This window comes from Streptomyces sp. NPDC002734 (assembly GCF_040295685.1).
Lineage (GTDB): Bacteria > Actinomycetota > Actinomycetes > Streptomycetales > Streptomycetaceae > Streptomyces.
Window position 1 is genome coordinate 50,812 of record NZ_JBEOVU010000038.1, and the last position, 19,090, is coordinate 69,901.

A 19,090-nucleotide genomic window follows, 5' to 3' on the forward strand; every position below is an offset into this window, starting at 1 on the left:
CATGACACGACGTCCCACCCCGCCCCACCCCGCGTACCCGCGCGTCGTCCGCGCGAGTGCCTGGTACGACCTCGCGGTCACCGCCGGCTTCGCCACGCCGTGGACCTACTCCCTGCTCCACGCGGCGCTGTCGAAGCTGGGCGACACGTTCGACCTGGGCACCCTGCCCGCTCTCGACCCCGTACAGGTCCTCTTCGCCAACCTGATGGGTTCGGTCGTGGTCGTCTGGGCCCTCCTCCGGATCGTCGACCCGGCACCCCTCTTCGGCCTCTTCGACGCCCTCGCACGCACCCTCTTCGCCACCTGGCAGGCGTACGCACTGGCCGACGGCGCCCCACCTTGGCTGTGGCTGTTCCTCGTCGTCGAGGTGGCATTCGGCATCGCCCAACTCGCGCCTTGGCTACTGCCACGAACCACCCGAGTGCCCGGAGACCAAAAGGCGCTGTGAGAGTGACGAGGCCACCGGCGGAACCGGCCCGGTCACCAGTCTCGCCACCGGTCGGTGATCTCGTAGCGCCCCAGCCCGTGCCGGCAAGCGAGGGCCGGCACATCGATGCCGCGCTCCGAGAGCGTCTCGTCGATGTAGCCGCAGAGGTCCTCCCGCTCGCCGGTCTCGTACGCCGCCCCGCCGAAGCGTTCGTTGACCGCGTTCAGCGCGAGCACGACCTTCTCGACGCACGCGAACACCTGAGCATCCGTCGGCTGGTCGAGCGCGACCACGTCGGTCTCGAAATCCGTCAGCACCTCTTCCGTCGCCTCGATCAACGGCTCCGGGAAGAGCTCCGTCATGCACGCGCACTCGGGGTCCAAGGTGCCGGCCGCCAGCTCCCGGATCTCCTGCGCCACTCCGTCACGCCAACTCTGCGATGGTCTCTCTGTCACGTCGGAACCGTAGACCTCGGGGCTGCCAACAGAGCCGGGACTGACAACAGAGCCTTACAGCGCCGCAACGCAATTCCAGACTGCAGGCGTGGAACCGACCCCCACAACCACGAGGTACCCCCCTCCACGCCCGAACTGCCGCTCAGTGCGGCACAACTCAGACCACGTAGGGGGCTCCATGTAGACGTGGACTCCGCGGAAGCCCCTCCATCCCGGAGCCTGCCCCCGCCGGAGGCATGTCCTTCACGGCGGCCCCGGTGGTGCGGCGCTCCCCTTGCAGTCTGGAAGCGCACCCGGTGGAGCGGAGCGCACCGGGCTTGATGGGCTGGCGAAAGTCTGTCCCGCGTCTTGCCGTGGTGTCAGAACGGTGGTTCTTCGCAGTGGCCGTCGGACTTCTTGTGCGTCCACACGCCGTCGAACCGTGCCCGGGCCCGTGCGAACCGTTCACGGGCCAAGACGTCGGCCACGGTTTCAAGATGGCGGGAGGGCTGCCGCCACGCCTTCATCGCGTCAAAGGCCCGGATCCGATGCCGAGGCTCGGTGCTGCTGGCCAGCAGGCGGCGTGCGTGGATCGCTAGTTCTGCTCGGTGCTGTCTCAGGGCGGGGTGCTCGGAGAGGGGTACCGCGGCGACCAGGGCGGCGTCGCGTACGTATGCATTCTCATGGCTGAGAAGTGGTCGGACAGCAGAGAAGAGAGCAGGGCGCACATCTCGGAACTGGCACATCTCGGCGTACTCATCGATGGCAACGCTTGCGTCGTCGGCGTCATAGGCGGTGTCGCCGAGCCATGCGAGCAGCCTCACGAGAGCTGAAGTGCCCGGAGAAGAATGGGCGTCGTCGGCCTCGATCGCAGGGTGCTGGAGGATGGCCGCGACAAAAAGCGCGACGGGCACGGTTGCCCCGTAGATCGTGTTCTGGTGGGTCACTCCCCCAAGCGCCGTGCCGATGGCCGCTGAGCGTACGGCCTGGTCGGGGCTGAGAATTTGTACCAGCCCGCCCGGCAAGGCTTCGCCCATCCCCCACGGCGTCCTGAGAGAAGCCCAGTTGGTTCCGGCCAAGACGTCTTGGTACTGGGGCAAGGCGTGGATGCCTGAATCCTCGGCTCGGCCATGGCGATCGGTCACAGGCGGAGATTACCTACGTCCCAACCTCACCTTGTCAGGCGAGGGCGTCTGCTCTGTCGGCGAGGGACCGCAGCCCCTGGGTCGCGGAGCGGCCGGGATGCGCGCGATGCGGCACTTCTACGCCTCGGTGCTCCCAGACGCGGGCGAGGACGTCAAGGCGCTCAGCCACTGCCTGGGGCACACCGGTCCGGGGTTCACGCTGAGGGTCTACACGCACCTGATGCCGAGCAGCGACGACGGCCGGGCGCGCAGAGGGCAGTGGACGCCCTTCACGGGACGGCCCGGCAGCGAGCGGGCTCCACCGCGATTTTCCCGGCCCATAGACGGCCCAAGCCCGCTGAAAAGGCTCCGCGCATGGGCGAGGGCCGGCAGTCGTCCGACCACCGGCCCTCGCCCATGCGTCACGCAAACGGGTCCTGACCTGCCCCTACAGCACCGGCAGGTGCTTGCGCAGCTCGAAGGCCGTGACCTCGGAGCGGTACTCGATCCACTCCTGCCGCTTGTTGCGGAGGAAGAAGTCGAAGACGTGCTCCCCCAGCGTCTCGGCGACCAGGTCGCTGCGCTCCATGAGGGTGAGGGCCTCGCCGAGGTTCTGGGGGAGGGGTTCGATGCCGAGGGCGCGGCGTTCGGCGTCGGAGAGGGCCCAGACGTCGTCCTCGGCGCCCGGGGGGAGCTCGTAGCCCTGCTCGATGCCGCGCAGGCCCGCGGCGAGGAGGACGGCGTAGGTGAGGTACGGGTTGGCGCCGGAGTCGATGGAGCGGACCTCGACGCGGGCGGAGCCGGTCTTGCCGGGCTTGTACATGGGGACGCGGACCAGCGCGGAGCGGTTGTTGTGGCCCCAGCAGATGTAGGAGGGGGCCTCGCCGCCCGCGCCGGCGGTGCGCTCGGAGCCGCCCCAGATGCGCTTGTAGGAGTTGACCCACTGGTTGGTGACCGCGGAGATCTCGGCGGCGTGGCGCAGCAGGCCGGCGATGAAGGAGCGGCCGACCTTGGAGAGCTGGTACTCGGCGCCGGACTCGTAGAAGGCGTTGCGGTCGCCCTCGAAGAGGGAGAGGTGGGTGTGCATGCCGGAGCCGGGGAACTCCGAGAACGGCTTGGGCATGAAGGTGGCCTGGAGGCCCTGTTCGAGGGCGACCTGCTTCATGACGAGGCGGAAGGTCATGATGTTGTCGGCCGTGGAGAGGGCGTCGGCGTAGCGGAGGTCGATCTCCTGCTGGCCGGGGCCGCCCTCGTGGTGGGAGAACTCGACGGAGATGCCCATCGACTCCAGCATGGTGATCGCCTGGCGGCGGAAGTCCATGCCCACGTTCTGCGGGGTGTGGTCGAAGTAGCCGGAGTAGTCCGCCGGGGTGGGCGGGGTGCCGTCGGTGGGCTTGTTCTTCAGGAGGAAGAACTCGATCTCGGGGTGGGTGTAGAAGGTGAACCCCTGGTCGGACGCCTTGGCGAGGGCCCGCTTGAGCACGTAGCGCGGGTCGGCGAAGGACGGGGAGCCGTCCGGCATGAGGATGTCGCAGAACATCCGGGCCGTGCCAGGGGCCTCGGCGCGCCAGGGGATCACCTGGAAGGTCGACGGGTCCGGCTTGGCGATCATGTCGGACTCGTACACCCGGGCGAAGCCCTCGATGGCGGAGCCGTCGAAGCCGATGCCCTCGTCGAAGGCCTGCTCCAGCTCGGCCGGGGCCACGGCGACGGACTTGAGGAAGCCCAGCACGTCCGTGAACCACAGGCGTACGAAGCGGATGTCGCGCTCCTCGAGCGTGCGGAGCACGAACTCCTGCTGCTTGTCCATTGTGAGCTTCCCCATCTTCTTGATCCGGCCCGCCTGGCCCATACCACCACACGTGGGTTTCGCCTGCGTTGCGGGCGGACCGCGTGCGGGCGGGCGCCGCGTGTCCGGCACCAGCCTGACATCTTGCCCCGGGGCTCGCCATACCCGATCTCCGGGCCCTCCGGAAGGGCTCTGCGGGGGCCGATGAAGGGCTGCTCGGTGGTGGCCGCGAGCACGGTACGCACGGCACATTACAGATTGCTCACACACCCGCACCGTTAATTTGCATCCCAGATGCAAGTTTCACTAACGTCTCGCATGCCAGATCAAGGCATCCAGGAGGCCTCCCATGCTGTCCGAGCAGTCCGCCGCCACCGTGCGCGCCACCCTTCCCGCCGTCGGGGCGGCCATCAACGAGATCACCACGCGGTTCTACGACGGCTTGTTCACGGCCCACCCGGTGCTGCTGCGCGACCTGTTCAACCGCGGCAACCAGGCGGCCAAGAGCCAGCAGCAGGCGCTGGCGGGCTCCATCGCGGCGTTCGCCACCTACCTGGTGGACCGCCCCGACGAGCGGCCCGACGCGATGCTGGCCCGCATAGCCCACAAGCACGCCTCCCTGGGCGTGCAGCCGGACCAGTACGACATCGTGCACGAGCACCTGTTCGCGGCGATCGTGGAGGTGCTCGGCGAGGCCGTCACGCCCGAGGTGGCGGCGGCCTGGGACGAGGTCTACTGGCTGATGGCCAACGCGCTGATCGCGATCGAGAAGCGGCTCTACGAGGAGCAGGGCGCGCACGAGTGGCGTGAGTGGGAGGTCGTGGAGCGGGTCGAGGAGACGGCGGACGTCGCCACGTTCCGGATCCGCCCGGCCGACGAGCGCCCGGCGCCCGCCTTCAAGGCCGGCCAGTACGTGTCAGTTCAGGTGGAGCTGGCGGACGGGGCGCACCAGATCCGTCAGTACAGCCTGTCCTCGGCCCCGGGCACCGGGGTACGGCAGTTCACCGTCAAGCGGGTCGCGGAGGACGGGAGCGCGCCGGAGGGCGAGGTCTCCAACCACCTGTACGCCCACGTGCGCGCGGGCGACGTGCTGCGGGTCTCGGCGCCCTTCGGCGACCTGGTGATCGAGGACGCGGACGCCCCGCTGCTGCTGGCCTCGGCGGGCATCGGCGTCACGCCGGTCGCGGCGATGCTGGGGTACCTGGCGGAGTCCGGGCACAAGGGCGCGGTGACGGTCGTGCACGCCGACCGCTCCCCCGCGACGCACGCGCTGCGCGCCGGCCAGGAGGCCGCGGTGGCGGAGCTCGCCGACGCGTCGCTGCACCTCTGGTACGAGGCGGACGCGCCGGAGGGCGCGCACGCCGGGCTGGTGGACCTCGACGAGGTGACGGTGGCTCCGGGGACGCACGCGTACCTGTGCGGGCCGCTGCCGTTCATGCGGGCGGTGCGGGCGCAGCTGCTGGCCAAGGGCCTGCCGGCCGCGGACATCCACTACGAGGTGTTCGGGCCCGACCTCTGGCTCGGCCAGGGCTGACGGACGACATGGCGGCGTGACGAGGGAGGGCCCCCGCTCCGGTGGAGCGGGGGCCCTCCCTCGTCGTGTCCTGTCACATCCGGGCCGGGGGTGGGGCCAGGGTCAGCAGCAGGGGGCCCGCCGGGGTGGTGACCATGTCGGAGACGATCAGGGGGTCCAGGGAGGCGAAGAACGCCTCCTGGGCCTCACGCAGGGCGCCGCGCAGGCGGCAGGCGGGGAGGACGGGGCAGGGCGTCGCGCCGCCCTCGCAGTCGACGACCTCGCCGTCGCCCTCGAAGGCGCGCACCACCGCGCCGACGGACGCGGTGCGGCCCGCGGCGGTGAGGGAGAGGCCGCCGCCCCGCCCGCGCCGGGCGTCGACAAGGCCCATGCGCTGGAGTTCCGCGACCACCTTGGTGGTGTGCGTGTACGGAACGGCGACGGCCTCGGCGACCTCACGCGTCGTCGGGGTGGCGTCCTCCGGGACCGTGGCCAGGCGCATCAGGACGCGCAGGGCCAGGTCGGTGGAGCGGAGAAGACGCATACAGCAACGGTAACCCGCTGGTCGGATCGTTCATTCCGCTCGCTCGTCCCGCCCGGGCCCACGGGTGCCTCGCCCCCGGGCTCCCGCCTCGTCGCGCTCCCGCCGCGGGTGGCCCCTACTCCGCCTCCGCCCGTGCGCGGGTGCTCTCCGGCGCCGGCAGGTGGGTGGCGACCACCCGCCCGGTGCGGCGTTCGCGGCGGTCGGCGAGCAGCGAGAGCGCCGCGACGCCGATGCCGAGGACGGCCAGCACCGAGCCGACCGGGGCGGGCGAGGTCACGCCGAGGCCGGCGCTGAGGGCGAGGCCGCCGATCCAGGCGCCGCCGGCGTTCGCCAGGTTGAAGGCGGCCTGGTTGGCCGAGGAGGCCAGCGAGGGGGCGCTGGCGGCGCGGGTCATCACCATCAGCTGGAGCGGCGCGCCCAGGGTGAAGGCGGTGACGCCCAGGAGCAGGACCGCGACCGCGCCGCCCGCCCTGGTGTCCATCAGCAGGGGGAAGAACAGCAGCGTGACGGTGACGGCGCCGAGGCCGGCGAAGACCGTGCCGCTGGGCGAGCGGTCGGCGAGGCGGCCGCCGAGCAGGTTGCCGGCGGTGGCGCCCACGCCGAACAGCGAGAGGACCAGTGTCACGGAGGCCTCGGCGTAGCCGGCGGCGTCGGTCAGCATGGGCGTGATGTAGCTGAAGGCGGAGAAGAGCGCCCCGCTGCCCACGATGGTGGTGCCGAGGACCAGCCAGACGGAGACGGACCGCAGCGCGGCCAGTTCGCCGCGCAGGCCGACCGGCGGCGCGGCGTGCTCGGCGCGCTTCTCCTGCGGCACGAGGAAGAACAGGGCGGCGACCGCCGCGAGACCGATCACGCAGACCGCGCCGAAGGTGGCCCGCCAGCCGAGCTGCTGGCCGAGCAGGGTGCCGACCGGGACGCCGACGATGTTGGCGACGGTGAGGCCGGTGAGCATGGTGGCCACCGACCGGGCACGCTTCTCGGGGGCGACGAGGGTGGTGGCGACGACCGAGCCGACGCCGAAGAAGGCGCCGTGCGGCAGGCCGCTGAGGAAGCGCGCGCCGAGCAGCCAGGTGTGGTCGGGGGCGAGCGCGGAGAGGCCGTTGCCGACGATGAACAGGCCCATCAGCCAGAGCAGGACCTGGCGGCGTTCCATGCGGGCGGTCACGGCGGCGAGCAGGGGCGCGCCGACGACCACGCCCAGGGCGTAGGCGGATATCAGGTGTCCGGCGGAGGGGATCGAGACCCCGAGGTCGGCGGCGACCTGGGGCAGCAGGCCCATCATCACGAACTCGGTGGTACCGATTCCGAAGGCGCCTACAGCGAGGGCGAGCAGGGCCAGTGGCATGGAGCGTGTGCCTTTCAGCAGGGGTGGTCACGGCCGGTGTGACGGGCTCTGCGGGGAGTATGTTCCACTCCGAAACAAAGCGCGGGGCATCAGTATTTCAGAGGTCGCGGGCTCGCGCTCCCACTGAAACGGTGAACAGTTCGTATCAGGTGCCGTGGATGTCGGGGGTGGCCAGGTGGCGCGCGTGCCGGAGTACGGGCGGGAGTGCCGCTGCCGGTGACGGCGCGCGCCGGAGGGCGGTAGGTGTGCGTACGTGTCGTATGTCAGCCTACGGACACGTGTCAGCGTACGGTCACGCGCGCCGCCACCGGCAGGTGGTCGCTGCCGGTCGCCGGGAGCGTCCACGAACTCACCGGCTCGACGCCGCGCACCATGATCTGGTCGATCCGGGCCATCGGGAACGACGCCGGCCAGCTGAAGCCGAAGCCGCTGCCCGCCGCGCCCTGGGTGGAGCGCATCTGCGAGGTGACCGCCCGCAGCGCCCGGTCGTTCATGGTGCCGTTGAGGTCGCCGAGCAGCACGATCCGTTCCTGCCGCTCCTTGGCCACGGCCTCGCCGAGCGCGTCGGCGCTGCGGTCGCGCTCGCGGGCGGTGAAGCCGGCGTCCAGCCGGACCCGCACCGAGGGCAGGTGGGCGACGTAGGCCTTCACGTCGCCGAAGGGGGCCTCGACGGTGGCGCGCATGGCCCGGGTCCAGCCGAGCCGAATGTCCACCGGCTCGACCTCGCGCAGCGGGTACTTGCTCCACAGGCCGACGGTGCCCTGCACCGAGTGGTAGCGGTAGGTGGAGGCCAGGGTCCGCTCGTAGACCGGGGCCGCCGACTCGGTCAGCTCCTCCAGGGCCACCAGGTCGGCCCCGAGCGCCGCCACCTCACGGGCGGTCCCCGCGGGGTCGACGTTCTGCGCGTTGACGTTGTGGGTGACGACGGTGAGGTCGCCGTCGGCCGTCGGGTCGGTCTTGTCCGACAGCAGCCCGCCGAACTGCCCGGCCCACACGAAAGCCGGCAGCAGGCCGACGATCACCGCGGTGGCCGAGCGGCGTACCAGGGCCGCCAGCAGGATCACCGGGACGAGCAGTCCGAACCACGGCAGGAACGTCTCGGCGAGACTGCCGAGGTTGCCGATCGCGTTGGGCACGTGGGCGTGCAGTCGCATCGCGGCGGCGAGGGCCAGGGCGCAGGCCGCGAGGACCAGGCCGCGCCGCCAGATGCCGGGCCCGGCCAGCGTGTCCCCGACGAAGCGGCACACCCAGCGGTGGGCCAGGCGCCGCATCCGGCCTGGGCGCCGGGGATCCCGGTCGGCCCCGTCCGTCTCCGTCGCCACCGCCTGCTGCGTCATCCGCCGCCTCACCACCTGCCGTGCACACCGTCCGTACCTGTGGGTCCCACACGCTGTACGCGTCGTACGCGTGTCTACGACCCTAGGCCATGTCCGGTTTCCGTCCCGCCGGGCGCTCGGGAGCATCTCCCGTCACGCGGCGCCTTACAAGGGGTGGGACGACCAACCGGGAGGAACGGGTTCCACCGGTGAGGCTCTAAAACCACCGTCCGTGACACAAACCGCACATCCCGCTCCCCCCTCTTCTCCTGTCGCGTGTCAGGTGCAACCATGGAAATGGTCCGGGGACGCCGTGAGGGCGCCTCGAGATGACGATGAAGGAGCCGTTCCATGACGCAGCTTCAGGCTGCCCAGAAGAGCCCTGACGGCGGTGGCAGGTCGCGCGGTGAAATGTCGCTGTACGGCGGCAAGAGCAACCGCCGGGTGACCGTCCGCGACATCGCACTGGCCAAGGAGCGCGGCGAGCGCTGGCCGATGCTGACCGCCTACGACGCGATGACCGCGTCCGTGTTCGACGAGGCCGGGATCCCGGTGCTGCTGGTCGGCGACTCGGCCGGCAACTGCCACCTCGGCTACGACACCACGGTGCCCGTCACGCTGGACCAGATGGTCATGCTGACCGCCGCCGTGGTCCGCGGCACCAGCCACGCGATGGTCGTGGCCGACCTGCCGTTCGGTTCGTACCAGGAGGGCCCCGTGCAGGCGCTCCGTTCGTCGATGCGGCTGATCAAGGAGTCCGGCGCCACGGCCGTCAAGCTGGAGGGCGGGGAGCGCTCGCACGAGCAGATCAAGCTCCTGGTCGACTCCGGCATCCCGGTGATGGCCCACATCGGCCTGACCCCGCAGTCGGTCAACGCCATGGGCTACCGGGTGCAGGGCCGCGGCGAGGAGGCCGCCCAGCAGCTGCTGCGCGACGCCAAGGCCGTGCAGGACGCCGGCGCGTTCGCGGTGGTGCTGGAGCTGGTGCCGCGCGAGCTGGCCGCCGAGGTCACCACCATGCTGCACATCCCGACGGTCGGCATCGGCGCCGGACCGGAGTGCGACGCGCAGGTGCTGGTGTGGACGGACATGATGGGCCTCACCCCCGGGCGGGTCCCGAAGTTCGTCAAGCAGTACGCGGACGTGCGCCGCGTGATGGGCGACGCCGCGAAGGCGTACGCCGAGGAGGTCGTGGGCGGAACGTTCCCGCTGGAGGAGCACTCCGTCCACTGATCCCGGCAGGCCGCGGCCCCGTCGCACCGGACGGGGACGCGTGCCCGACAGGCCACTGAGAGGACAGCCCGCCGATCCCCCCGTCGGCGGGCTGTCGGCCTTTGCGGACCGGGGCCGCCGCCTGTTGCCGGCGAACTGCCGGCGACGGTGTCGGCGACCTGTCGGCGAACCGCCGGTGCGCGCCGCTCCCCCGTCGGGCTGCTGTCGGGAAAATGTCGGCGCGGTGTCGGCGCCGCCTGACAGCGTGGAGCCATGACACGCGACGACGACAAGACGCCCGCCCCCGCGATCTCGGTACGGGGGCTCACGAAGAGGTACGGCGAGACCCGGGCGCTGGACGGCGTGGACCTGGACGTCCGCGAGGGCACCGTCCTCGGGGTGCTCGGCCCCAACGGCGCCGGCAAGACGACCCTGGTCCGCATCCTGTCCACGCTGATCGTCCCCAACGAGGGCCGGGCGACGGTCGCCGGGATCGACGTCCTGCGGCAGCCGCGCCGGGTGCGCCGGGTGATCGGCCTGACGGGGCAGTACGCCTCGGTGGACGAGAAGCTCTCCGGGCGGGAGAACCTGTACCTGATCGGCCGCCTGCTGGACCTGCCGTCCAAGGCCGCCCGGGCCCGCGCGGACGAGCTGCTGGAACGCTTCTCCCTCACCGACGCCTCCCGCCGGCCCGCCTCCACCTACTCCGGCGGCATGCGCCGCCGCCTGGACCTGGCGGCCTCGATGATCGGCAGGCCGCAGGTCCTCTTCCTGGACGAGCCGACCACCGGCCTGGACCCTCGCACCCGCAACGAGGTGTGGGACGAGGTGAAGCGGATGGTCGGCGAGGGCGTGACCGTGCTGCTCACCACCCAGTACATGGAGGAGGCCGAGCAGCTGGCCGGCGAGCTGGCGGTGATGGACCGCGGCCGGGTGGTCGCGGGCGGCGGCATCGACGAGCTGAAGGCCAAGGTGGGCGGCCGCTCGCTGCGGATACGGCCCGCCGACCGCGCCGACCTCCAGCCGCTGGCCGCCACGCTGGACGGGCTGGGCGTCACCGGCCTCGCCACCGTCGCGGTGGACGCCGAGAGCGGCTCGGTGCGGGTGCCGGTGCTCAGCGACGAGCAGCTGACCACGGTCCTGGCGGCGGCCTCCTCGGCCGGGATCGCCCTGGCCTCGGTCGTCACCGAACTGCCCAGCCTGGACGAGGTCTTCCTCTCCCTCACCGGACACAAGGCGTCCGACACGTCCGACACGTCCGCCGGGGCAGAGGCCCAGGCGGGCGCCGGCTCCGACCCGAAGCTCGAGGAGGCCGCCGTATGAGCGCCACCACCACCGCCGCGCCCGTCCCCGCCGCCTCCCCGGCGCGTGACCTGGCGGACGACCACATCGGCCTGCGCGGCCACCTGCGGCACACCGGCGCGCTGATGCGGCGGAACCTGCTGTGGATCCGTCAGGACCCGGAGTCGATGTTCGACGCCGTGCTGATGCCGATCGTCTTCACCCTGCTGTTCGTCTACGTCTTCGGCGGCTCGATCGGCATGGCGCTGGGCGGCGGCCGGGAGGAGTACGTCCAGTACCTGGTGCCGGGCATGCTCGCCATGATGGCGCTGTCGATGTCGATGTCGGTGGGCACCGGCTTCAACCAGGACATCGAGAAGGGCGTCATGGACCGCTTCCGCTCGCTGCCCATCGGGCGGGGATCGGTGCTGTTCGCCAAGATCGCGGTCGAGCAGCTGCGGGTGCTGATCTCCACGGTGATCCTGCTGCTGGTCTCGCTGCTGGTCGGCTTCGAGATCGACCGCCCGCTGGGGCTGCTGGCCGCGGTGGGTCTGTCGATGCTCTTCGGCATCTCCCTGATGTGGGTCTTCCTCGCGCTCGGCGTCACCGCGAAGAGCGCGCAGTCGGTCCAGGCGCTGGGCTTCCTGGTGATGATGCCGCTGCAGTTCGGCTCGTCGCTGTTCGCCCCGACGTCCTCGATGCCCGGCTGGCTGGAGGCCTTCGCCGACTGGAACCCGCTGTCCTGCCTGGCGGACGCCTCCCGCGGCCTGATGGTCGGCGGCCCGGTGGCCCGCGACCTGTGGGTCACGCTGGGCTGGACGGCGCTGCTGACGGCGGTCATGGCGCCGTACGCCATCCGCAAGTTCACCACGCGGGACTGAGCCGGGTTCCGGCGCGGGTCCTCGTGTCCGGCGCGTGGTCAGACCAGGGCCGCGGCCTCCTCGACGGGGAGGGCGCGGCCCTCGGCGTAGGCGGTCTCGAACGCGGCCTCGCCGAGCGCGGCGCGCAGCGCGGACTCCGCGTAGTCGCGCAGCCGGCGCTCGGCGACCCCGCTGAGGTGCTTCTCGCCGAGCGCCGCGACCGCCGCGCCGAGACAGCGGGCCCCGTCGCCGGGCCGGCCCTCCCCGCCGCCGGCCAGGGCGACCGCCGCCACCGTCAGCAGGAACGACCGCAGGTGCGGGGCGACGGTCAGGGCGAGCGCGTCCCCGGCGCCGCTCAGACCGCGGCGCAGGCCGGCCAGGGCGTCGGTGGACGCGCCCTCCATGGCGTCCAGCAGGGCCTCGGTGCCGGCGATGAAGGCGTCGAAGACCATGAAGGCGGCGGCCGGGAACTGCTGCCGGATCTCCGCCAGGTGGCGACGCGCCTCGGGGACCCGGTCGGTGACGCCGAGCCAGCTCGCCAGGACGATACGGGCCGCCGGGCCCGCCTCGTCGTCGCCGACGCCGTTGGCGGCGATCACCTCGCGCAGCATCAGCTCGCCGCGCTCGGGGTGCTCGGTCTCCAGGAGCACCGCGCCCAGGCGGGCGCGCAGCACCTCGCGCTGCGCGTGCGCGCCGAGCAGCCCGACCTGCTCGACGGCCTGCAGGTAGTCCTCGGTGGCCTGCTCGAACCGCCCGAGGCGTTCGTTGGCGGCGGCCCGCGCGCACAGCGCCTCCGCCATGCTCCACACGTCGCCCAGGCGGCGGGAGATCGCCACCGCCCGGTCCGCGTCGGCGACCGCGTCCCCGTCCCAGTCGGTCCGGTTGGCGACCAGGTTGGCCCGCATCTGCAGGGCGAGCGCCAGCTCCCAGGCGTGGTCGGGGCGGTCGGTGAGGGTCTCCACGGCGGCGTCGACGATCTCCCGCAGCCGGCCGCCGTCGCCGCTCAGCAGCACCGCGAAGAACCACAAATTGCCCGGCGCGCGGCAGACCTGCGGGAGACCGGGGGTGTAGGCGGCGGCCATGGCCCGCAGCTTCTCCTGCGCCCGGGGCTCCTGCCACGCCTCCAGCTCGCCCTGCATGTCCATGCACGCCAGGTGGACCAGGTGCACGCCCCTGCGGGCCTCCCACAGGAGGTCACCGGTCAGCGGCGGCGGCATGTCGGTGCACCGCTCCCACAGCGGGACGGGGGCGGGCGCGCCGTCCGCGAACGGGCTGGGGCCCAGGTCCATGACCGCGCTGCTCCACTGCCGGGCCTCGGCGCGCAGTCCCCGCATCTGCCAGAACCAGAACAGGGAGAGCACCAGGCACAGGGCCTCCTGTTCGTCGCGGTCGGCGACGGCGGTGCGCAGGGCGGTCCGGAAGTTCTCGTACTCGCTCTCCAGCCGCCGGATCGCGGCGCGCTGGCCCGGGCCGCGCAGCAGCGTGTCGGTGCGGCGCGCGAGTTCGCGGTAGTGCACGAGGTGGGAGTGGACGGTCGCGGCGTGCTCGCCGGTCTCCGCGAGGCGTTCGCGGGCGTACTCGGCGACCGTCTCCAGGAGGCGGTAGCGCATCGGGCCGTCGGCCGAGGGGGCCGCCACGACCAGGGACTTGTCGACCAGAGAGGCCAGCGCCTCCAGGGCGTGCGGACCGCAGACGGCCTCCGCGGCGTCGAGGTCGCAGCCGCCGGCGAAGACCGACATGCGGCGCAGCACCGAGCGCTCGGCGTCGTCCAGCAGGTCCCAGGACCAGTCCACCACGGCGCGCAGGGTCTGCTGGCGGGGCAGCGCCGTGCGGCTGCCCGAGGTGAGGAGGCGGAAGCGGTCGTCGAGCCGGTCCGCCAGCTGGCGGGGGGACAGCATCCGCAGGCGGGCGGCGGCGAGTTCGATGGCCAGCGGGAGACCGTCGAGGCGGCGGCAGATCTCGGCGCAGGCGGCGGCGGTCTCCGCGTCGGCGTCCACCCGGAAGCCGGGGCGGGCGGCCGCTCCGCGGTCGGCGAGCAGCCGCATCGCGTGCGGCTCCGGCAGCGGCTCCACCGGGCGGATCAACTCCCCCGGTACGCCGAGGGGTTCGCGGCTGGTCGCGAGCACGGTGAGGTGCGGGCAGCGGGCGAGCAGTTCCTCCGCCAGGCGGGCGGCGGCGTCGATCACGTGCTCGCAGTTGTCCAGCACGAGCAGCATCCGGCGGCGGGCGCAGTGTTCGGCGAGCCGTCGCACCGGGTCGTCCTTGCGGTCGGTCGCGGCGCGTATCTCCTCCGCGCCGCCGCCGTACAGCACGGTCTCGCGGGCGCCGACGGCGGTGAGCACGGCCTCCGGGACGGCGGCGGGATCGTCGACCGGGGCGAGCTCGGCCAGCCACACGCCGTCGGGGGCGAGTTCGGCGGCGGTGGTGCGGGCCGCCTCCTGGGACAGCCGGGTCTTGCCCGCGCCGCCGGGGCCGAGCAGCGTGACGAGCCGGGCGCCGGCGAGGTCGCGGTGCAGGAAGGCGACGTCGGCGTCGCGGCCGACGAAGGAGGTGAGGGGGGTGCGCAGGTTCCCGGCGACGGCCACCCGCGCGGGGGAGGACTCCCCCGCGCCGGGGCCGGCCTCCGCGGACGCGGGACTGTCCGTGGCCCCGGTTCCGCCGTGGCCGGGGGCCGTCCGGTCGCGGCCGGGGGCCGTTCCGTTCGGGCCGGGTGCGGCTGCGTCCGGGCCGGTGAACGGCGGCACGACGGCCCGCTCCCCCGCGGGCGGCGTCCCGGCGGGGCCGACAGGGCCGACAGGGCCGACAGGGCCGGTGAACGGGGGGACGACGGGGCGGTGCGGACCGGCGGCGGGCGGCGCTCCGGCCTCACCGCCGGTGCCCGCGTCACCGCCGGCGCCGCTGCCGGTGCCCGCGTCGGGTGTGGCGGCGGGGGACGGTGCGGCGAACGGCGGCACGACGGGCCGCTCCGGGTCCGCGGGCGGCGCAGTGGCGGCACCGTCCGGCCCGGCGGGCGGCACGACGGCCGAGGAGTCCGGGGCGGTGTGAGGCGGCACCGCCGAACGCCCCGGGGGCGGCGTCACGGGGGCATCCGTCGGTCCGCCGGACGGCGGCGCGGCGGAGGGCGAGGACGACAGCGCACCGGCACCGGGGAACAGGCGGGAGGCAGCCGCACCGGCACCGTCGGACGGCCCGGAGGCAGCCCCACCCACGCCGTGCGACGGGCCGGAGCCGGACGTACCGGCACCGTGGGCCGGGCCGGAGGCAGGCACGCCGGCGCCGTGGGCCGGGCCGGGGGCGGGCGGCCCGGGCGGCTCGGGGTGGGTGTCGCCGCGGAGGAGGGCCGCGTGGGTGGCGCGGAGGGCGGGGCCGGGGTCGGTGCCGAGGGTGTCGGCGAGGTGGCGGCGCAGGGCCTCGTAGGCGGCGAGGGCCTCGGCGGGACGGCCCGCGGCGGCGAGGGCGCGCAGCCGCAGGGCCTGGAGCGGCTCGTCCAGGGGGTACGCCTCGCACAGGGCGGTGAGGTCGGGCAGGACGGCGGCGGCCTCGCCGAGGGACAGCGCGGCGGTGAGGCGGGCCCGGCGGGCGTCCAGGCGGCGGGCCTCCCAGCGGGCGGCCTCCGCACCGGGGTGCGGCAGGTCGGCGAGGGCGGGGCCGCGCCAGAGGGCGAGGGCCTCGTCGAGGGTCTCCGCCGCCTTGGCCGGGGCGCCGTCGGCCAGCGCCCGCAGCCCGTCGGCGGTGAGCCGCTCGAAGCGGTACAGGTCGACGTCGTCGGGCCGGGCGTCCAGCAGGTAGCCGCCGTCCGCGGAGGCCACCGCCCCGGGGCCGAGGAGACGCCGCAGCCGCCCCACCAGGGCCTGCAGCGCGCCCGTGGCGTCGGCCGGGGGATCGTCCGCCCAGACCTCGTCGACCAGGACGGACACCGGGACCGCGCGGCCGGGCCGCAGCGCCAGCAGGGTCAGCAGGGTGCGCAGCTTCGCGCCGCCGACCGGCACGGGCGTGCCGTCGGGGCGGATGGCCTGGATGGTGCCGAGGACTCGGAAGCGCACGGCCCCATTCTCCATCGGACGAGGACGTCTCCCGCACCGGAGCCGTCCCCGGGGCCCGCGGCGACGCCTCGCGGGCGGTGCGGCGCGCCGCTGGTCAGGGGCTCAGCGGGTGGCCGAGTGCCCGCGCTCCGCCTTCGTCCGCTTGTAGTAGTACCAGCACATGTTCGAGGAGAGTCCGGCCAGCAGCACCCACACGATGCCCAGGCCCCAGGTGCCCTCGACGAAGGAGACGACGGCGGCGACCACGGACAGGACGCACACGACGAAGGCGTAGAGGGCGAGGCGGGGGCGGGGCATGGGGGTCGCTCCTGGTGCTACGTGGACGGGCGGCAGCTGCTCACTGCCGTGCCTCCAGTGTCCCCCATGCCCCTGTCCGCGCTCGCGCCCCCCGTCGGTCACACGTCGGTGAGTCGCAGTCCCGCGTGCGCCTTGTAGCGGCGGTTGACCGAGATCAGGTTGGCGACCAGCGCCTCCACCTGGTGGGCGTTGCGCAGGCGGCCGGCGAAGACGCCGCGCATGCCGGGGATGCGGCCGGCGAGCGCCTGGACGATCTCGACGTCGGCGCGCTCCTCGCCGAGCACCATCACGTCCGTCTCGATCTCCTCGATCTCCGGGTCCTTGAGCAGGACGGCGGAGAGGTGGTGGAAGGCGGCGGTCACGCGGGAGTCCGGCAGCAGCGCGGCGGCCTGCTGGGCGGCGCTGCCCTCCTCGACCTCGAGCGCGTAGGCGCCCTTCTTGTCGAAGCCCAGCGGGTTCACGCAGTCGACGACCAGCTTCCCGGCGAGGTCCTCGCGCAGCGACTCGAGCGTCTTGGCGTGGCCCTCCCACGGCACGGCGACGATCACGATGTCGCTGCGGCGGGCGCACTCGGCGTTGTCGGCGCCCTCGACGCCGTGGCCGATCTCCTCGGCGGCGGCCCGGGCGCGGTCGGCGGCGCGGGAGCCGATGATCACCTTCTGGCCGGCCCGGGCGAGGCGGTAGGCGAGGCCCTGGCCCTGGTCGCCGGTGCCGCCGAGGACGCCGACGGTCATCCCGGAGACGTCGGGGAGGTCCCACGGGTCCTTGGCGGGGGCCTTCTGCCCGGCGTGGGGCGCATCGTTGCGCGCACTGTCTGTAGTGGTCATGCGCCTGACTTTACGTGCGGAAAGCGCCCGCTCGGCGGTGGGATGGATCACGTCACAGGGCACGTCGGGCACGGTGTCGGGCACCGCGCCGAACACCCCGTCGACCACGGCGTCGGGCAGCGCGCCGGGGCCCGGTCCGGGCCGCCGCACCGGGCGGGGCACGCGGCCACGTCAGCGCCCGCCGTCCCGTCCGTCAGTTCGGGGGAATCGGCGGCGATCCCGGGACCGCCGGCGGCGGGGTGCGGCACCATGCGCCGCATGGATGCCGTACGGGTGGCACTGCTGCGCGAGGTCCTGGCCGGGACGGAGTGGCTGGACGCGACGCGCCGGTTCGCGGGGGCGCTGCGCGGGTCGGTGGTCTCGCACGGCGGCGGGCTGCTGCTGGTCGGCACGCCCGCCTACGAGCCGTGGCACCTGGCGGCGCACCTGGTGGACGAGGCGGCCTGGTCGGGGACGCCGGAGCTCTCCCCCACCCTGGTGCGGCACGCCGCACGCGCCTCGGACCCGGCCCACCTGGCCGTCGGTCTCCGCCGCCTGGAGGCGGCGCGGCGCGGGGAGACGCTGCTGGTGGTGGCCCCGGACGCGACGGGCCCCGAGCTGCTGGAGCGGGTGCGCGACGCACGGCGCGCCGGGGCGACGGTGCTGGCGCTCGCCGGTCCCCGTGCCGAGGACCCCGGAGGGCCGGAGGGGCACGAGGACCTGGCGGCGATGGCGCACGAGCTGCTGGGCCCGGTCGACGGGGCGGAGGCCGTCGTCGACCTGGACACCGTGCAGCACCTGGTCAGCGCGGCGGCCGGGGAGAACTCGGCGACCGCGCAGCGCGGGCGGCGCAGGTTCCGGGACCGGCTGTCCCGCCTCGCCGACCAGCTGACGGCGCCGCCGCCCCCGCGCTGGTAGGGCCGCCGGGCCGCCCGGCGGGCTCCCTACTCCTGGTCACCGCGCTTCGCGGGGTCGTGCCACTTGGGGTCGTTCTCCCACTCAAGGTTGCGCTCGCGGGCCGTCTCCATGGCGTGCTCGGCCTCACCGCGGGTGGTGTACGGGCCGAACCGGTCCTTGGCGGGGCACTCGGGCCCCTCCTCGACCTTCTTGTGCTGCAGGCAGTAGTACCACTCGCCCGGCTTGCCGGCCGCGCGCTTCTTGAACAGGGCCATGCCTGTCTCCTTCCCTCGTCCACACGGGCTGATGCCGTATGCCCCGCTGGTTAGACTCGCAGGCATGTCTGCCCAGTCGCTGCTCGTACCAGGGGAGCTTTCTCCCACCCGATCCGTACCCGGAAACATCAGGCGGCCCGAGTACGTCGGCAAGCCCGCGCCGACGCCGTACACCGGCCCCGAGGTGCAGACTCCGGAGACCGTCGAGGCGATGCGGGTGGCCGGCCAGATCGCCGCGCAGGCGATGGAGGAGGCCGCCAAGCACATCGCGCCGGGCGTCACCACCGACGAACTCGACCGCGTCGCCCACGAGTTCATGTGCGACCACGGCGCCTACCCGTCGACGCTGGGCTACCGCGGCTTCCCCAAGTCGCTGTGCACCTCCGTCAACGAGGTGATCTGCCACGGCATCCCCGACTCGACGGAGCTGCGCGACGGCGACATCGTCAACCTGGACGTCACCGCGTACATCGGCGGGGTGCACGGCGACAACAACGCCACCTACCTGGTGGGTGACGTCGACGAGGAGTCGCGGCTGCTGGTGGAGCGGACCCGGGAGGCGCTGAACCGGGCGATCAAGGCGGTCCGGCCGGGCCGGCAGATCAACGTGATCGGCCGGGTCATCGAGTCGTACGCCAAGCGGTTCGGCTACGGCGTGGTCCGCGACTTCACCGGGCACGGCATCAACTCGTCCTTCCACTCCGGCCTGGTGATCCCGCACTACGACAGCCCGTACGCCACGACGGTGATGCAGCCGGGCATGACGTTCACCATCGAGCCGATGCTGACGCTGGGCACGTACGAGTACGAGATCTGGGACGACAACTGGACGGTGGTCACCAAGGACCGGCTGCGCACCGCCCAGTTCGAGCACACGCTCGTCGTCACCGACACCGGCGCCGAGATCCTCACCCTGCCGTAGGTCCT

The 19,090-nt window shown here is 73.2% G+C and carries 17 protein-coding genes and 1 pseudogene; 8 read left to right on the forward strand and 10 right to left on the reverse strand.

What is annotated here, in order from left to right; all coding sequences use genetic code 11:
* Position 1: 1 nt before the first annotated feature.
* Complete coding sequence (locus tag ABT026_RS27420; protein ID WP_351117836.1) at positions 2-448, forward strand: hypothetical protein; 447 nt, start codon at positions 2-4, stop codon at positions 446-448.
* 32 nt (positions 449-480) lie between these two features.
* Here ABT026_RS27420 and ABT026_RS27425 read toward each other — a convergent pair whose 3' ends face one another.
* Both ABT026_RS27425 and ABT026_RS27430 read right to left on the reverse strand, forming a co-directional pair.
* The gene (locus ABT026_RS27425; protein WP_351117837.1) at positions 481-882 is read right to left on the reverse strand and encodes a hypothetical protein; all 402 of its coding nucleotides are present in this window, start codon (positions 880-882) and stop codon (positions 481-483) included.
* Positions 883-1,241: 359 nt separating this feature from the next.
* The gene (locus ABT026_RS27430) at positions 1,242-2,006 is read right to left on the reverse strand and encodes a hypothetical protein (protein WP_351117838.1); all 765 of its coding nucleotides are present in this window, start codon (positions 2,004-2,006) and stop codon (positions 1,242-1,244) included.
* 94 nt (positions 2,007-2,100) lie between these two features.
* Here ABT026_RS27430 and ABT026_RS32210 point away from each other — a divergent pair.
* Positions 2,101-2,251 (forward strand): annotated as a pseudogene (locus ABT026_RS32210) (tyrosine-type recombinase/integrase); the annotation flags it as partial.
* A 182-nt stretch (positions 2,252-2,433) separates the two neighbouring features.
* Here ABT026_RS32210 and glnA2 read toward each other — a convergent pair.
* A complete protein-coding gene (gene glnA2, locus ABT026_RS27435; RefSeq protein WP_108954063.1) occupies positions 2,434-3,795 on the reverse strand; it encodes a gamma-glutamylpolyamine synthetase GlnA2 in 1,362 nt (453 codons plus the stop codon).
* Positions 3,796-4,123: 328 nt separating this feature from the next.
* Here glnA2 and ABT026_RS27440 point away from each other — a divergent pair, with 328 nt between their 5' ends.
* Entirely contained in the window at positions 4,124-5,308 is a 1,185-nt protein-coding gene (locus ABT026_RS27440) for a globin domain-containing protein (RefSeq protein ID WP_351117839.1), read from the forward strand.
* Between the two features lie 73 nt (positions 5,309-5,381).
* Here ABT026_RS27440 and ABT026_RS27445 read toward each other — a convergent pair whose 3' ends face one another.
* The 3 genes from ABT026_RS27445 to ABT026_RS27455 all read right to left on the reverse strand — a co-directional run bounded on the left by ABT026_RS27445 (position 5,382) and on the right by ABT026_RS27455 (position 8,447).
* A complete protein-coding gene (locus tag ABT026_RS27445; protein WP_351117840.1) occupies positions 5,382-5,831 on the reverse strand; it encodes an RrF2 family transcriptional regulator in 450 nt (149 codons plus the stop codon).
* A gap of 115 nt (positions 5,832-5,946) precedes the next feature.
* Entirely contained in the window at positions 5,947-7,176 is a 1,230-nt protein-coding gene (locus ABT026_RS27450; protein WP_351117841.1) for an MFS transporter, read from the reverse strand.
* 281 nt (positions 7,177-7,457) lie between these two features.
* Entirely contained in the window at positions 7,458-8,447 is a 990-nt protein-coding gene (locus ABT026_RS27455; protein ID WP_502968064.1) for an endonuclease/exonuclease/phosphatase family protein, read from the reverse strand.
* 396 nt (positions 8,448-8,843) lie between these two features.
* On the opposite strand from ABT026_RS27455, the gene panB reads away from it, so the two are divergent.
* The 3 genes from panB to ABT026_RS27470 all read left to right on the forward strand — a co-directional run bounded on the left by panB (position 8,844) and on the right by ABT026_RS27470 (position 11,866).
* Positions 8,844-9,725: a 3-methyl-2-oxobutanoate hydroxymethyltransferase gene (panB, locus tag ABT026_RS27460; RefSeq protein WP_351117843.1), complete on the forward strand. Its 882-nt coding sequence runs from the start codon at positions 8,844-8,846 to the stop codon at positions 9,723-9,725.
* Positions 9,726-9,977: 252 nt separating this feature from the next.
* The gene (locus ABT026_RS27465; protein WP_351117844.1) at positions 9,978-11,027 is read left to right on the forward strand and encodes an ATP-binding cassette domain-containing protein; all 1,050 of its coding nucleotides are present in this window, start codon (positions 9,978-9,980) and stop codon (positions 11,025-11,027) included.
* Positions 11,024-11,866: an ABC transporter permease gene (locus ABT026_RS27470; RefSeq protein WP_351117845.1), complete on the forward strand. Its 843-nt coding sequence runs from the start codon at positions 11,024-11,026 to the stop codon at positions 11,864-11,866. The genes ABT026_RS27465 and ABT026_RS27470 overlap by 4 nt, the downstream gene beginning before the upstream one ends.
* A gap of 38 nt (positions 11,867-11,904) precedes the next feature.
* Here ABT026_RS27470 and ABT026_RS27475 read toward each other — a convergent pair whose 3' ends face one another.
* The 3 genes from ABT026_RS27475 to npdG form a co-directional block, all read right to left on the reverse strand.
* Positions 11,905-15,903: an AfsR/SARP family transcriptional regulator gene (locus ABT026_RS27475; RefSeq protein ID WP_351117846.1), complete on the reverse strand. Its 3,999-nt coding sequence runs from the start codon at positions 15,901-15,903 to the stop codon at positions 11,905-11,907.
* An 87-nt stretch (positions 15,904-15,990) separates the two neighbouring features.
* Positions 15,991-16,185 carry a hypothetical protein gene (locus ABT026_RS27480; protein ID WP_108953707.1) on the reverse strand — a complete coding sequence of 65 codons (195 nt, stop codon included), beginning with the start codon at positions 16,183-16,185 and terminating at the stop codon, positions 15,991-15,993.
* 98 nt (positions 16,186-16,283) lie between these two features.
* Positions 16,284-17,012, reverse strand: coding sequence for an NADPH-dependent F420 reductase (gene npdG, locus ABT026_RS27485; protein WP_351117848.1), 729 nt, complete (start codon positions 17,010-17,012; stop codon positions 16,284-16,286).
* 258 nt (positions 17,013-17,270) lie between these two features.
* Here npdG and ABT026_RS27490 point away from each other — a divergent pair, with 258 nt between their 5' ends.
* Positions 17,271-17,909 (forward strand): hypothetical protein, encoded by a 639-nt coding sequence (locus tag ABT026_RS27490; RefSeq protein WP_351117849.1) that lies wholly within the window; start codon positions 17,271-17,273, stop codon positions 17,907-17,909.
* Positions 17,910-17,935: 26 nt separating this feature from the next.
* Here the strand turns inward: ABT026_RS27490 and ABT026_RS27495 are convergent, their stop codons facing one another.
* A complete protein-coding gene (locus ABT026_RS27495) occupies positions 17,936-18,163 on the reverse strand; it encodes a hypothetical protein (RefSeq protein ID WP_351117850.1) in 228 nt (75 codons plus the stop codon).
* A 64-nt stretch (positions 18,164-18,227) separates the two neighbouring features.
* On the opposite strand from ABT026_RS27495, the gene map reads away from it, so the two are divergent.
* Complete coding sequence (map, locus tag ABT026_RS27500) at positions 18,228-19,085, forward strand: type I methionyl aminopeptidase (protein WP_351117851.1); 858 nt, start codon at positions 18,228-18,230, stop codon at positions 19,083-19,085.
* Positions 19,086-19,090: the final 5 nt, after the last annotated feature.